At 47.7% G+C, this 14,046-nt stretch carries 13 protein-coding genes; 11 read left to right on the top strand and 2 right to left on the bottom strand.

Annotated elements, in window-relative coordinates; translation table 11 throughout:
* Positions 1–23 precede the first annotated feature (23 nt).
* The 4 genes from C170_RS23605 to C170_RS23590 all read left to right on the top strand — a co-directional run bounded on the left by C170_RS23605 (position 24) and on the right by C170_RS23590 (position 4,853).
* Positions 24–1,316 (top strand): MFS transporter, encoded by a 1,293-nt coding sequence (locus C170_RS23605; protein WP_036614720.1) that lies wholly within the window; start codon positions 24–26, stop codon positions 1,314–1,316.
* 253 nt (positions 1,317–1,569) lie between these two features.
* Positions 1,570–2,169: a hypothetical protein gene (locus C170_RS23600; RefSeq protein ID WP_036614719.1), complete on the top strand. Its 600-nt coding sequence runs from the start codon at positions 1,570–1,572 to the stop codon at positions 2,167–2,169.
* Between the two features lie 172 nt (positions 2,170–2,341).
* Positions 2,342–3,751, top strand: coding sequence for an NADP-dependent phosphogluconate dehydrogenase (gndA, locus tag C170_RS23595; RefSeq protein WP_036614715.1), 1,410 nt, complete (start codon positions 2,342–2,344; stop codon positions 3,749–3,751).
* Between the two features lie 592 nt (positions 3,752–4,343).
* Entirely contained in the window at positions 4,344–4,853 is a 510-nt protein-coding gene (locus C170_RS23590) for a shikimate kinase (protein WP_036614703.1), read from the top strand.
* 136 nt (positions 4,854–4,989) lie between these two features.
* Here the strand turns inward: C170_RS23590 and C170_RS23585 are convergent, their stop codons facing one another.
* On the bottom strand, positions 4,990–5,295 hold the full coding sequence (locus tag C170_RS23585; RefSeq protein ID WP_017687407.1) for a rhodanese-like domain-containing protein: 306 nt from the start codon (positions 5,293–5,295) through the stop codon (positions 4,990–4,992).
* A 105-nt stretch (positions 5,296–5,400) separates the two neighbouring features.
* Here C170_RS23585 and aroA point away from each other — a divergent pair, with 105 nt between their 5' ends.
* From aroA to ptsP, 4 genes are all read left to right on the top strand, one after another.
* On the top strand, positions 5,401–6,696 hold the full coding sequence (aroA, locus tag C170_RS23580) for a 3-phosphoshikimate 1-carboxyvinyltransferase (RefSeq protein ID WP_017687408.1): 1,296 nt from the start codon (positions 5,401–5,403) through the stop codon (positions 6,694–6,696).
* 59 nt (positions 6,697–6,755) lie between these two features.
* Positions 6,756–7,190 carry a CoA-binding protein gene (locus C170_RS23575; protein WP_017687409.1) on the top strand — a complete coding sequence of 145 codons (435 nt, stop codon included), beginning with the start codon at positions 6,756–6,758 and terminating at the stop codon, positions 7,188–7,190.
* 196 nt (positions 7,191–7,386) lie between these two features.
* Entirely contained in the window at positions 7,387–9,267 is a 1,881-nt protein-coding gene (locus tag C170_RS23570; protein WP_036614701.1) for a glucose PTS transporter subunit IIA, read from the top strand.
* On the top strand, positions 9,264–11,024 hold the full coding sequence (gene ptsP, locus C170_RS23565; RefSeq protein ID WP_036614699.1) for a phosphoenolpyruvate--protein phosphotransferase: 1,761 nt from the start codon (positions 9,264–9,266) through the stop codon (positions 11,022–11,024). Before C170_RS23570 ends, ptsP begins: the two co-directional genes overlap by 4 nt.
* Before the next feature lie 119 nt (positions 11,025–11,143).
* On the opposite strand, the gene C170_RS23560 is transcribed toward ptsP, so the two are convergent.
* Positions 11,144–11,668, bottom strand: coding sequence for a type 1 glutamine amidotransferase domain-containing protein (locus tag C170_RS23560; RefSeq protein WP_036614696.1), 525 nt, complete (start codon positions 11,666–11,668; stop codon positions 11,144–11,146).
* 276 nt (positions 11,669–11,944) lie between these two features.
* On the opposite strand from C170_RS23560, the gene C170_RS23555 reads away from it, so the two are divergent.
* From C170_RS23555 to ccpA, 3 genes are all read left to right on the top strand, one after another.
* A complete protein-coding gene (locus C170_RS23555) occupies positions 11,945–12,358 on the top strand; it encodes a hypothetical protein (protein WP_017687413.1) in 414 nt (137 codons plus the stop codon).
* Between the two features lie 122 nt (positions 12,359–12,480).
* Positions 12,481–12,828, top strand: a complete 348-nt coding sequence (ytxJ, locus tag C170_RS23550) for a bacillithiol system redox-active protein YtxJ (RefSeq protein ID WP_036614693.1) — start codon at positions 12,481–12,483, stop codon at positions 12,826–12,828.
* 92 nt (positions 12,829–12,920) lie between these two features.
* Positions 12,921–13,934 carry a catabolite control protein A gene (gene ccpA, locus C170_RS23545; protein ID WP_036614690.1) on the top strand — a complete coding sequence of 338 codons (1,014 nt, stop codon included), beginning with the start codon at positions 12,921–12,923 and terminating at the stop codon, positions 13,932–13,934.
* Positions 13,935–14,046: the final 112 nt, after the last annotated feature.

Below are 14,046 nucleotides of genomic sequence, written 5' to 3'. Positions count from 1 at the left end.
TGAACACCGAAAGGGGAAAAAGAATGCAAACCGACACAAAACCAGCCAAAATTTTGCGATCACCATTTTTTATCGCGATGTGGCTGACACTTTTTCTAGTTGAAATTATCAAAGGGGCCCTGTTGGTAGCTGTTCTGCCCGTGTATATGGACAATATACTGGGTCTGTCTGCAGGCGTCATTGGTGTGGCATTTGCTCTTCAATATTTGGGAGATAATCTGTTCCGGGCGCCTTCCGGCTGGGCAGCAGAACGGATCGGGTTCCGCGCAACGATGGTTACAGCATTAATCTGTACCTTAATCGCTGTTATTATGATCCTTTTTCTCAAAAGTGCCGTTGGACTGGCCATGGCCTGTCTGATTCTTGGCATTGGTACGTCACCGCTCTGGCCTTGCGCCATGACAGGCGTGACGGCGATGTCAGGCCCACAGAACAAAAATGGTACAGCAATGGGGGCGCTGGAGATGGCTGCTCTCGGCGGAACGGGGCTTGGACCTATAGGCATGAACTGGCTGCTGGAGCGCACGCATCATGATTATCGAACTATATTCCTCGTGCTGATGGGTTGTGCCATTCTCGTTATTCTGGTGGCCATGATTCTTCCTGGACGTGTCATTGTTGAAGGAGAGCATGCCGAGCAAGCAATGAAGAATAGTGATGTGAAATATCCAGCCAAACCGAATCTGCTCACGCCGTTCATCCGGCTGCAAAAGAGTGTGAAGGACACACTGCAACGGGTACGCAGCACGCTTAATGTTAATCCACTGGTGTATCCTGCCCTGTTTATGCAGTCGTTTGTCATCGGGCTGCTCAGTCCAGTAATCACGCTATATACACGCACAGATCTGCACATCTCGCCAAATCTTTACAGTTTGTTGCTGATTGCGGGTGGTGGAATAACTGTTATTGCCTTACTGCCTGTAGGTAAAATGGTAGACAGGTTTGGCACCAAGCCGTTCCTGAACGTTGGTTTTTTGATGGCGGCGGCGAGTCTGTTCGCATTCTCCTCCATAACATCCATTCCGGTGGTGTTTGGTGTTGTCATGCTGGTGGGCATCAGTTATGCCATGATTTTGCCCGCCTGGAATGCTTTTGTAGCCACGCTGATTCCCAAAGGGGAGCGGGGTGCGATCTGGGGATTCTTCCTTACATTGCAGGGATCAGGCATGGTTGTAGGCCCCATTGTTTCCGGACTGCTGTGGGACCACGTGAGCCATCCGGCTCCATTCATCGGCAGTGCCATCGTCATGGCAGGACTTGCCGTTGTGCACTTTGTGTTATCCCGCAATCCGTTTCGCACCGCTCCGGCCAAATAAGCAAAAGAAAAGGGAGTTCCACCAACCGTATTGGTTGTGGAGCTCCCTTTTTAGCGTCCAATATATCACGATAATCGGGGGCTTGCCCCTGTGCGTCTGCGGAAAGCTGCAATCCGGCGGTCCTTTCGGTGAAAAATAGTCAAATAACCAAGTACCCTTACATAAAATGAAGTATAAAATAGGGTAAGCCGATTGAGTAGAAGCGATTGAAGACGAGGGCCGGAGTTGATCCGGTACAGATGGAGGGAGTGCCGTGAATAAGAGTTATGAAGTTGAATATTGCAATCTGGAGCTGCGGTTCAACCGTCGGCATATCCAAAATTTGATCAGAGACCTTATTCGTGAGGGATATTCACTATATTGGAGCGAGGACGAATCCTTTTTTATCCTGTCAGTCCGGACCGGCCGCAAGCTGGTAAAGCTCCGCTTTCAACAGACACGCACGGGGAACTACAAGATGACTGGGGATTATATCATTAAGGATGCAAAACTTGCAGAGTGGCTGGAGAAGCTGATTGGAGATACACGCGGGCATGCAGTTGTGAAGCGTTTCAAGGATCAGCAGATGACTGTGGAGAACATTTTATTCGGTGAAGTCATTCGGCTCGTGGAAGTGTCTGGGTTCAAACAGCGTGTCATTTTTCAAAAGGAACCTGCGCCGACGGCGGAAGAGATGGAAGAAATGTTCCTCTCGCGTGAAGGCGAGGAAAGGCTCATGTTGTTGCGCATGGAAGTAGACGATGAACTGGAGCGCCTCTACACGGCCATGCAGATGGATAATATCGAAAAAGCAAATGCTTGCCGTCAAGTCTTAAAACAGTTGTCCGGACATCTGTTAATGTTGGAAGGATGACAAGATAAGGCCGTATTTATGAAAATACGATGAACACCTCAGCAGATTGGGGTGTTTTCTCGTTGCGTAGCTGTGCCACGGGGTTCACTTCTATACATAAAACCGTTAAAATGGGAGTATTGTTGAGAATTTATTTCAATAAAATTAATTGGAGCAAAGGATGGAGGACCAGATGACAAAACAACAAATTGGCGTAATTGGCCTGGCTGTCATGGGCAAAAATTTGGCCCTTAACATTGAAAGCAAAGGTTTCTCAGTATCGGTATTTAACCGTTCCCCGGAGAAAACCAATGATCTTCTGAAAGAAGCTGAAGGTAAAAACCTGACAGGCTCATTCTCCATTGAAGAGTTCGTAGCATCCCTGGAATCCCCGCGCAAAATTTTGATCATGGTACAAGCTGGTAAAGCGACCGACGCTACCATTGAACAACTGCTTCCTCACCTGGATGAGGGCGACATCATCATTGATGGAGGGAACGCATACTTCCCTGACACGCAACGTCGCAGCAAAGAGTTGGAAGACAAAGGCATTCGTTTCATCGGTACAGGTGTATCCGGTGGTGAAGAAGGCGCACTGAAAGGCCCTTCCATCATGCCAGGTGGACAGGAAAGTGCTTATAAACTGGTTGAACCGATCCTGACGGCAATCTCGGCCAAAGTCGGTGACGATCCATGTTGTACATATATTGGACCAGACGGTGCCGGACACTATGTGAAAATGGTGCATAACGGTATCGAGTACGGAGATATGCAGTTGATTGGTGAAGCGTACCATTTGCTCAAATCCGTATTGAACGTTTCCGTTGAAGAGCTGCATGCGATCTTTACGGAATGGAATCAAGGAGAGCTGGATAGCTACCTGATTGAAATCACAGCAGATATCTTCTCCAAATACGATCCAGAAACGGGCAAACCAATGGTTGACGTCATTCTGGATGCTGCTGGACAAAAAGGAACAGGTAAATGGACAAGCCAAAGCGCGCTGGATCTCGGTGTACCATTGTCCATGATTACAGAATCCGTATTCTCCCGTTTCCTGTCTGCGATGAAGGACGAGCGTGTAGCAGCTAGCAAAATCCTGAATGGACCAGCGACTGAAGCGTTCTCCGGCGACAAAAAAGCGTTCATCGAGAGCGTTCGTAAAGCCCTCTTTGCAAGTAAAATCGTATCCTACGCACAAGGATTTGCACAAATGCGTGCAGCTTCCGATGAGTATGGCTGGGATCTGAAATACGGCAACATTGCCATGATCTTCCGCGGTGGCTGCATCATCCGTTCGCAGTTCCTGCAAAACATCAAAGAAGCTTATGATAAAGACGCAGCACTGAAAAACCTGCTCTTGGATCCTTACTTCCAAAACATCGTTGAGTCTTATCAAGGCGCATGGCGTGAAGTTGTAGCGGCTGCTGTAAAACAAGGTGTTCCGGTACCTGGCTTCTCCAGCGCTCTTTCTTACTACGACAGCTACCGTACAGAGCGTTTGCCAGCAAACTTGCTGCAAGCTCAACGTGACTACTTCGGTGCTCACACGTTCAAACGTGTGGACAAAGAAGGCAGCTTCCACCACAATTGGATGGAGTAGTACCACATATACAATTCTATTATGATTTGGCTAGTGCCCCTTTAAGTGGCAGGTTTGGCCTGCTAAGGGGCTCAAAAGAGGTTTGGCGTTCCGGTGATTGCCGGTTAACGCTAGGCCTCTTTTTTACTGTGTTATACAGTAATAGTGTTTATGGAGAAGATATGTAGCTGGTTCTAGACCTAATGAACAGGAGACACTCTATTTTGGCAAAATGAGCCGGTTCTATTTTTTAACGAACTCAGAAGGCCTATTCAGATAATTCGTAGCGAGATGTCGAGGTTTTGACGGTGATTTTTTGAAATAAGTTTACTGAGATTCGTTAGAAGTTTAACTGCTCCTATTTTAGGTAAAAAAGCTCATAGGAGTTCGTTAGGTTGCTGGATGGTTACTATTTTAGGCGTTTGGGTGCTCAAAACTGCTTGAGGGTGATCTGACGTAGGCTCAGACGCCGGGAGTTACTTAATCTGTCTTGGAAGTACTTGCGGATGGTCGAAAGGAAGTCGGTAAGGAGATGGTCTTTCCCAGTCCGCAGGGCTGTGTTATGATAGGACAAAAGTGCTCACGAATTGCTTGAATTAAAGGAGTGTACACCTTGAGCAAGTCTAACAATATTATTCTCATTGGTATGATGGGAACCGGCAAATCAACCGTCGCTGACATGCTTGCACGCGAGCTTGGTTATCGATTGATTGATGTAGACGCCGCGGTGGAAAAAGAGGAAGGCTGTACGATTCCGGAATTGTTCACTGGCAAGGGAGAGACGTATTTCCGTGATGCCGAGAGCCGCATGTTATGCTCGGTGCTGGAGAAGAAGTCACAGGTCATAGCGACCGGAGGTGGCGTGGTGCTGCGTTCGGATAATTGTGACGTGATGTTGAAGAATGGTTGGGTTGTTGCCTTGACTGCTGATCCGGCAGTGATTGTAGAGCGTGTTAGTGGCTGTGACAATCGCCCACTCCTCGCAGGCAATGCAGAGGAACGCATTCAGGCAATTATGGAAGAACGGAAAGACGCATATCGGTTCGCACATTATACGGTGGATACAACCGAGTTATCCGCTGCTGAAGTGACTCGTTTAATTTTAGCGCATTACCGCGTCTAAGCTTGTTATCATCGAAGTTTGATGGTTGATAGGTGGTGGCAGATATAACAAAACGGGCCATATAGGCCCGTTTCTGGGAGTGGAGCAGAGCTGAGGTCACAAGGTTACAAATGACTTCGCTTCTCTCCGGGTTTCTCTAGTCTTCCTGTTGCCACTGGAGCATACCGCCGACCATGTTTGTACAGCCTTCATATCCCAGTTGCTGCAGATATTCACATGCACGCTCACTGCGGTAACCGCTACGACAGATGATCACGATCTCGCCTGATTTCTCAATCTCAGACAGTCGGTCCGGAATCTGTCCAAGCGGAATATGCTTGGCTCCTTCGATCATGCCTTGCGCGACTTCATCGTCCTCGCGGACGTCTATCATCTGCAGCTTCTCTCCCGCCTGTAAACGGCGGCGCAGCTCAGACGTTTCAATTTCAGCTATTTGTGTCATATTCAGGTCCTCTTTTCTGTATGGACTTAACGCTATAATGATACCCAAGCGATGCACGGAATGTCAATTTGGCCACAATATAATCAATGAAGGAGAATTTCATCCATGGACGTTATTGTTAAACCAACCCCCACTCTGAACGGGGAAATCGGGGCTCTGTCCTCTAAAAACTACACGACTCGCTATTTGCTGGCTGCTGCGCTGGCAGAAGGCACAAGTACTATTCATTTCCCGGCACACAGTGAAGACAGTGACGCCATGCGCAGATGTATTCGCGATCTGGGGGCAGTACTTGAAGAAGACGACAGCAAGATTGTGATCCAGGGTTTTGGCAGTCATCCCCGTGATGTGCGTGAATTGAATGTTGGGAATGCGGGTGCTGTACTTCGTTTCCTGATGGGCGTTACAGCGCTCTGCCCTGAAGTTACTTTTGTGAATACGTACCCGGATTCGCTGGGCAAACGTCCACATGATGACCTGATCGATGCGCTTGGTCAATTGGGTGTAGATGTACAGCATGAACAAGGACGCCTGCCGATTACAATCAAGGGTGGCAATGCCAAGGGTGGACACATTCGTGTATCCGGCTCCGTCAGCTCCCAATATCTGAGTGCGTTGTTGTTTGTAACTCCGTTGCTTGCAGAAGACAGCACCATTGAAGTACTGAATGACCTGAAGTCCAAGGTCGTTATCGGACAGACGCTGGAAGTGCTGGAGCAGGCAGGTATCGTTATCCATGCAAGTGATGATTATATGTCCTTCCGTGTACCAGGTGGACAGGCTTACCAACCAACGACCTACACAGTTCAAGGGGATTATCCCGGCTCAGCAGCGGTTCTTGCCGCAGCAGCGGTTACACAGTCCGATGTGAAAATTCTGCGCCTGATGGAGCAGAGCAAACAGGGTGAACGTGCCATCGTTGACGTGCTGCGCATGATGGAAGTGCCATTGACACATGAGAACGATGTTGTACATGTTCAAGGTAATGGCAGACTGAAAGCGATCGAATTCGACGGGGATGCCGCGACGGATGCCGTTTTGGCTATGGTAGCCGCAGCTGTGTTTGCGGAAGGCACGTCACGGTTCTATAATGTAGAGAACCTGCGTTACAAGGAATGTGACCGAATCACCGATTATTTGAACGAACTGCGGAAGGCAGGAGCCAACGTTGAAGAGCGTCAAGCTGAGATTATCGTACATGGACGTCCAGAAGGCGTTGAAGGCGGCGTTGAGATTAACGCTCACTACGATCATCGCGTAATTATGGCGCTCACTGTCGTTGGCCTGCGTTCCAAGGAACCACTTCGTATTCGGGATGCACACCATGTAGCCAAGTCTTATCCGCAATATTTCGATCATTTGCAGGCGCTTGGCGCCTCGGTTCAATGGGTAAAAGAGTAAATAACTGAAAACTTGTCTTTTGAACACGCACTTTAATCAGAAAAGGATGGTGCTTGAACATGGAATTTAACAACCCTACTCGTGAAGAAATTGGACAACTTTTGCGCAAGGCAGGCAACATCGCAGTCGTCGGCTTATCAGACAAATCAGATCGCACTTCCTATATGGTGGCAGAAGCCATGCAGAGCAGAGGTTATCGTATCATACCGGTTAATCCACAGGTGCAAGGTGAAATCCTGGGAGAGACGGTATATGCTACACTCGCGGATATCCCAGAGCCGGTAGACATTGTCAATGTGTTCCGTCGCGAAGAGTTTTGCGCGGATGTCGCTCGTGACGCCGCTGCCATCAAAGCCAATGTGCTGTGGCTGCAACTTGGCATCCATAGTGATGAAGCGGTCCAGATTGCTGCAGAGAACGGCATGACAGCGGTAACGAATCGTTGTATCAAGGTAGAGGATTCCATCGTTCTGCGCGGCGCTGGACGCGGCTGAGAGGCTCGTTCACCTGTGATCGAATGATCTCCTGATCTGTCCCAATTGAATGAACATAGGATGAATCCCGTTAACTTGAAGTTGACGGGATTTTTTCTGTTCTATTTTTGACGTATTAATTACCAATTGGTTACTGTTTTGCTTTGACAAAACGTTGCGTAAAGCTTACCATCTAGGATAGAAAGGAGAGGTCGCCATGAATTGGCTCGGATCCTTGCAGCAGCTCGGACGAGCGGTAATGCTGCCTACAATGGTCCTGCCCGCCGCCGCAATTTTGCTCAGTGTTGGCAGTCTGCCTTGGGACGCCTGGGGATTGGATATTGTCGGTGAAGTGTCTACCGTGGCCGGACACGGTATTTTTTATTTCTTACCGTATCTGTTCGCTGTCGGTGTAGCACTGGGACTCTCCAACCAGGCCGGACAAGCGGGACTTGCTGCTCTGGCTGGTATCGTGATATATGATCAGGTGACTCGGAACTTCGGGGATGGCACCGTTCAGCCCGCTTCCTTAATCGGAATCATACTCGGCGCGCTTGCCGGTGGGATGCATAATCGGTTTAAAAGCATTAAACTGCCTGAAATTTTACAATTTTTTGGAGGTTCAAGGTTTGTTTTGCTCATCGTCGGACTCTGTTCGGCATTGTTCTCCTGTTTTATGTTATGGCTCGCTCCGATCCTACAGCATGGATTGAACGGCATTGCTACCTGGGAATACAGTCTCGGGGGTTTTGGACTATTCATCTACGGAGTGTTATACAGGGTGCTGGTTGCTTTTGGGCTTCATCACCTGCTTAACAATGTGTTTTGGTTCCAGTTAGGGACGTTTGAAACGCCTGATGGTAACATTGTGCAAGGGGATTTGCCCCGATTTTTTGCAGGTGATCCAACAGCAGGGTTCTTTATGGCGGGTTTGTTTCCCATCATGATGTTTGCCATTCCGGCAATAGCCTTTGCTATTATTCAGGAAGCCAGGGAAGATCTGAAACCAAAAATCAAGAAAACTTTTCTGACATCGGCACTCGTTTGTTTTCTAACCGGGGTATCGGAACAGATTGAGTTTGCTTTTTTGTTCGCGGCACCATATCTGTTCATCGTGCATGCAGTGATGTCCGGCGTTGCCATGTGGATTAGTTACTGGCTTGATATCCGGCATGGATTTTCTTACTCCGCAGGTATTATTGATTACATACTCAATTTCCATCTATCGGAGAATGCTTGGAAGCTCATTCCGATTGGCATACTATATGGGCTGGTTTACTACTTCCTGTTCCGATGGGCAATTCGTACGTTCAAGATTCCAACACCAGGACGTGAAGAGGGCTCCATGCTGGAAGATTGGGTAGGTAACATTCCTTATCAGGCACCTTTAATCCTCGAAGCATTGGGTGGGAAGAGTAACATTGTACAGGTTGAAGCTTGTATTACACGTCTTCGCCTGACTGTGCATGATGACCGTCTGATCGACACGGGTGCCATGAAGAGTATGGGGTCCGCTGGACTGATCAAGTTGGGTGGCGGTAATGTACAGGTGGTATTCGGTACCTACTCGGAATTGATTCGGGAAGAAATCGCGAAGCTGCTGGAAAGAGATCTGCAACAGGTTCTGTTCTGTGCCCCCGTTCAGGGCAAAATGCTCCCGATTGAAGAGGTGCCGGATCAGATCTTTGCAGCCAAACTTGTCGGTGATGGTGTAGCCTTTGTTCCGGAAAAGGGAGAGCTGGTCTCACCCGTGTACGGAACGATTATGCACTTGTACCCGACCATGCATGCCTTGGGTATATCTACCCGTGAGGGGCTTGAAGTGTTACTGCATATCGGCATCGATACCTCTCAGTTGAAAGGCCATTTTGAAGCTTTTGTTCAGGAGGGCGATACGGTGGAGCCAGGGCAGTTGTTGATCAAGTTTGATCTGGCAGTACTCCGCGAGCAAGCGACGTCACTAACAACACCAATGGTAATTACTAATCCAGATCGTGTAAAATCATGGAGTTTTGCTCCATTTAAGCAAGTTAAGAAAGGTCAGGCATCCGTTATGTCCGTGGTGCTCTATGACAGGAACGTTGGAGGGGTAGAATGAAGATACAAGGCATCAACGGAGCTGCAGGCATAGCCATCGGCAAAGCATTTGTCCTGCCCAGTTGGGAATGGGATCTGCCGGATCAGAAGATGGATTCGGTGGATCTCGCCCAAGAGTTCGAACGGCTGTATGAGGGCATACGGACATCAAAGGATGAGATCGAATATATCAAAAATGAGTTCAAGGAAGTTGTTGGTCCAGAGGAGTCCAGTATCTTTGATGCACATCTGGCAATCCTCGAAGATCCGGTATTCATGAACGAAATTCGCGGTATTATTGAGCGTCAATATAAGGCAGCAGAAGTGGCGGTCAAAGAAGCCATAGACCATTTTGTCACGATGTTTGACTTGCTGGAAGACGAGTATATGAAGGAGCGGGCCATTGACATCAAGGATGTGGGTAACCGTCTGCTCAAGCATTTGCTCGGTGCACCGGAGATTACACTTCCTTCGGATACCCAGCCGTATGTACTCGTTGCCAAAGAACTGTCGCCATCTCAACTGGCGCATCTGAATCCCACCCATGTACTAGGCATTGTGACCTTGATTGGCGGGAAAACATCACATTCTGCGATTATGGCTCGTGCCCTTGGCATTCCTCTCGTTTCCGGTCTGGAAGCGAGTCTTGGCATGCCGGTAGAGACAGGGGATATGCTTGTGGTGGATGGTGACAATGGCTTGGTATTTACGGACCCGGATCGCAAGACAATTGAACGGTATACCATGCTTCGCAGCAAACAACTGAAGAAAAAGGAACAACTTCAAGTCCTTGCTACCGTGGATGCCGTAACCAAAGATGGGGCCGTTTTGCACTTGGCTTCCAATATCAGTTCGGTGAAGGAATTGGACCTTGCTTTGAAACAAGGAGCCAAAGGTGTGGGCTTGTTCCGAACAGAGTTTTTGTATATGGACCGTGCAACTTTCCCTGGTGAGCAAGAACAGTATGAGGTGTACCGTCTTGTGGCAGAGAAAACAGCAGGACAATCGGTTGTTATTCGTACACTGGATATCGGTGGTGACAAGCAACTCGATTACTTTGAATTGCCCGAGGAAGACAATCCGTTTCTGGGTTACCGTGCCATTCGGATTAGTCTCGACCGCAAAGATCTGTTCAAAACACAGCTTACAGCCATTCTGCGCGCCAGCGCTGCCGGAAATGTCAAAATCATGTACCCGATGATCTCTTCGGTGGAAGAACTTCAGCAGGCCAATGAGATTCTCCGTGAGGCGATGTCCGATCTGGACGAGCGGGGATTATCATACGACCCTCACATTCAGGTGGGAATTATGATTGAAGTTCCTGCAGCGGTGATGATTGCTGATCTGCTCGCAGAGGAAGCTGATTTCTTCAGCATTGGTACGAACGATCTGGTTCAATATGTACTTGCAGTAGATCGAATGAATGAGCAGATCGCTCATATGTATCACCCCTATCATCCGGCTGTTCTGCGGATGCTTCGTGCGACAGCAGATGCGGCTCATACGGCTGGAATTGATGTCAGTGTGTGCGGAGAGATGGCAGGGGACGAACGTGCCATTCCGCTTTGGTTGGAGCTTGGCATTCGCCACTTGAGTATGTCTCCGCAATCCCTGTTACGTGTGAAGCACAGAGTGCTGAACACAACAGCATCGGCCGCCAAAGAAGAAGCGCGAAAGTGCTTCGCCTTACGGACCAGCGGAGATATTGAGGAGCGACTGCAAGTCTTTAATGATTCCACGGGAAGTCCGGATGAACAAAGTGGTTCGAACGCATCGTAATTAGGGGAATTGGATATAAATACCTTTAAGTTAATATATTTACATTTGTGATAATTATTTATTGGAAAACTTGTTATATAAATAACCCCACTGTGCATGAGAGCACAATGGGGTTGTTTTTATTTGTTAGCGAGTGCATCACAGAATGCCTTGCCATAAGGTGGAAGGTCGGGCGGACGACGTGCTGAGATGATATGTCCATCAACAACAACCGCTTCATCTTTCCAGATAGCACCTGCATTTTCCATGTCATCCCGAATACCTGGTGTAGAGGTTACTGTAACCCCGTCCAGAATTTTGGCAGAAATTAGCACCCAGCCCGCATGACAGATCTGTCCAATCGGTTTTCGGTCTGCATTCATTTCCTTTACAAGCTCCAGTACTTTGGGATAACGACGCAGCTTGTCCGGCGCCCAGCCGCCTGGCACGAGAATGCCATCGTAATCTGAACTGTCGAGTTCATCGAAACTGTATTCGGCTTCAGCAGGCACACCATATTTGCCAATATAGGTTTTTCCTTTTTTCTCTCCGGCAAGATGCACTTCTGCACCTTCTTCACGAACCCGATGTACAGGGTACCACAATTCCAAATCCTCGAATTCTTCATCGACCAGAGCGATGACTTTTTTACCAGTTAATCTCATGTCCATCTCTCCTTTTTGCGGTGATTAGATCTGTTGCGTCTTTAATTGTAACAGATTCTCCAAGGGACTTCATGGAAGTGCATATTCAGTTTGGAGGAAGCGGTTACAAGTCAGTAACTGCCTGCATTCGACAACCTTCATCTGGAGGGAGTGGTAATTTGTGCAACCTTTCGTTTATAGCAGGATTTGAGCCGAAATAGGTCGAATGGTACTTATATAGAGTACAGAACGAATGAGGTGATGGTGGTGCGCAAGTCGTGCAGATGTGGACATGTAATGGAGTTGGAATTAAGAACAGTGGTATACGCCAAAAAAGTGGAGATTCGAAACGTACCCGTATTTGCGTGTACAGACTGTGTATCATATGAAGTGCTTCCGCCAGTCAAGCCGGACTTAACAGAATGCATTAACACATTGGGTGAACAGCCCGTGAAGCAAGACGTATCTTTTGGTGAACGCAATGAACTGGCAGACCTGTTTCATGAGCTACTGCTGGCCTGGCCGGATGCGACCGATCGGGAGATGGAATATCGAATGCAGCAAGCAGTGGAGGAGCGTATCAATCTGTTGCTGGACATTATGGGTTACGCAACGAAGTCAGGTGATGCAGCGTGGATTGAGACCACGGAGCGCAGATTGAGTCAATTATCCGGATTTGTGTGGCAAGAGTACTTCTCAAATGCTGTCTAATTTTGACGTGTAAAATGCTTGTTTTCATGAAAATTGGCTTTTTCGCGCACTTTTTGTTAAGATATCGAAGAGTGAAAACGCTCAACATAGCGGTATTCCTGGTAAAGGGGGATGTATATCTAATGGCTGACATGACTAAAATGACAAGTATTGAACAGCTAAACTCCGCAGTGGAGGCTACCAAGGATCAACCCTTGCTTCTGTTTAAGCATAGCACGCGCTGTCCGATCAGCTCGAACGCTTATCAGGAGATGAACGATTATTTGCTTAATAATGCCAATGAACAAGTGAAATATGGCATCATCTATGTTGTGGAAGATCGCCCGGTATCGAATGAAGTAGCAGACAAGTTGGGTGTTAAGCACGAATCTCCACAGGCGATCCTGATCAAAAAGGGAATTCCTGTATGGCATACTTCCCATTCAGATATTACTAGAACCACACTTACGAATGTTTTGAGTGAGTCCTAAAGCCTATTTTAATTGATTAATGCAAAAATTTGTCGTAATATAAATCTTAATGAAAATGGTATGAAAATTTACTGGTAATGGAGAGAAGTACTGTGACGGTAACCATTTATGATGTGGCACGTGAAGCTGGAGTGTCTATGGCAACGGTATCACGGGTAGTTAATAATAACCCTAATGTCAAACCGCAAACGCGGAAAAAAGTATATGAAGCCATCGAACGGTTGGGATATCGTCCAAATGCGGTAGCCAGAGGTCTGGCAAGCAAGAAGACAACCACGGTCGGGGTTGTTATTCCGGATATTTCGAACTCAACTTTCGCGGAGATTGCCCGCGGAATTGAAGATATTGCGAATATGTATCACTACAATATTATTTTGTGTAATGCAGACAAGAAGAAAGAAAAAGAAATTCGTGTTATCAACACGTTGCTCGAAAAACAAGTAGACGGACTGCTCTTCATGGGCGGAACAGTAACGGACGAACACATTCAGGCGTTCCAGTCTGCGGCTGTGCCGATTGTACTTTGTGCAACGAGTGATGAGAAGGGCACATTCCCTTCGGTGGATATTGACCATGAGGCGGCTGCGTTTGATGCGGTAAACACTCTGATTCGTCATGGACACAAGGAAATTGCGATGATCAGTGGTACACTGCAAGATCCGGCGAATGGATATGCCCGTTTCCAAGGATACAAAAAAGCACTGGAAGCAGCGGGGATTGAATACCAGGAGGATCTTGTTCGAATCGGTAACTATCGATATGAATCCGGTGTGGAAGCAATGAAATATTTCCTTGGACTCAAGAAAAAACCATCAGCTATCTTTGCTGCTACAGATGAAATGGCCATTGGTGCCATTCACAGCATTCAGGATGACGGTCTGAAGGTACCGGATGACTTCTCCATTATTAGTGTGGATAACATCCGTATGGCTTCCATGGTGCGTCCTCAGTTGACAACAGTGGCTCAGCCAATGTACGACCTTGGCGCAGTAGCGATGCGTTTGCTGACCAAGTTGATGAAGAAAGAAAATGTGGAGAACCCACGGGTTATTTTGCCGCATGAAACGATTCTTCGTCTGTCTGTAAGTCACGCAGATGTAGTTTAATCGGGATTATATACAGTAAGGGAGAAGTCATTCTCTCTACATAGTGGATATGCGAAAGCTCCGGAGACGGAGCTTTTGTGCTGAATTAGTTTAAAAATGAAAACAGGGGGTA

Source organism: Paenibacillus sp. FSL H7-689 (assembly GCF_000517905.1).
GTDB classification, from domain to species: domain Bacteria; phylum Bacillota; class Bacilli; order Paenibacillales; family Paenibacillaceae; genus Paenibacillus; species Paenibacillus amylolyticus.
Note: the sequence above shows the minus strand (reverse complement) of the source record. Positions and strands in the feature narration are given on the sequence as shown.

Excerpts from the sequence above, each read along its gene's own strand:
- C170_RS23605 (WP_036614720.1), top strand. The coding sequence starts at position 24 with ATGCAAACCGACACAAAACCAGCCAAAATTTTGCGATCACCATTTTTT.
- gndA (WP_036614715.1), top strand. The coding sequence starts at position 2,342 with ATGACAAAACAACAAATTGGCGTAATTGGCCTGGCTGTCATGGGCAAA.
- C170_RS23585 (WP_017687407.1), bottom strand. The coding sequence starts at position 5,295 with ATGACACAAATAGCTGAAATTGAAACGTCTGAGCTGCGCCGCCGTTTA.
- aroA (WP_017687408.1), top strand. The coding sequence starts at position 5,401 with ATGGACGTTATTGTTAAACCAACCCCCACTCTGAACGGGGAAATCGGG.
- C170_RS23575 (WP_017687409.1), top strand. The coding sequence starts at position 6,756 with ATGGAATTTAACAACCCTACTCGTGAAGAAATTGGACAACTTTTGCGC.
- C170_RS23570 (WP_036614701.1), top strand. The coding sequence starts at position 7,387 with ATGAATTGGCTCGGATCCTTGCAGCAGCTCGGACGAGCGGTAATGCTG.
- ptsP (WP_036614699.1), top strand. The coding sequence starts at position 9,264 with ATGAAGATACAAGGCATCAACGGAGCTGCAGGCATAGCCATCGGCAAA.
- C170_RS23560 (WP_036614696.1), bottom strand. The coding sequence starts at position 11,668 with ATGAGATTAACTGGTAAAAAAGTCATCGCTCTGGTCGATGAAGAATTC.
- C170_RS23555 (WP_017687413.1), top strand. The coding sequence starts at position 11,945 with ATGGAGTTGGAATTAAGAACAGTGGTATACGCCAAAAAAGTGGAGATT.
- ytxJ (WP_036614693.1), top strand. The coding sequence starts at position 12,481 with ATGGCTGACATGACTAAAATGACAAGTATTGAACAGCTAAACTCCGCA.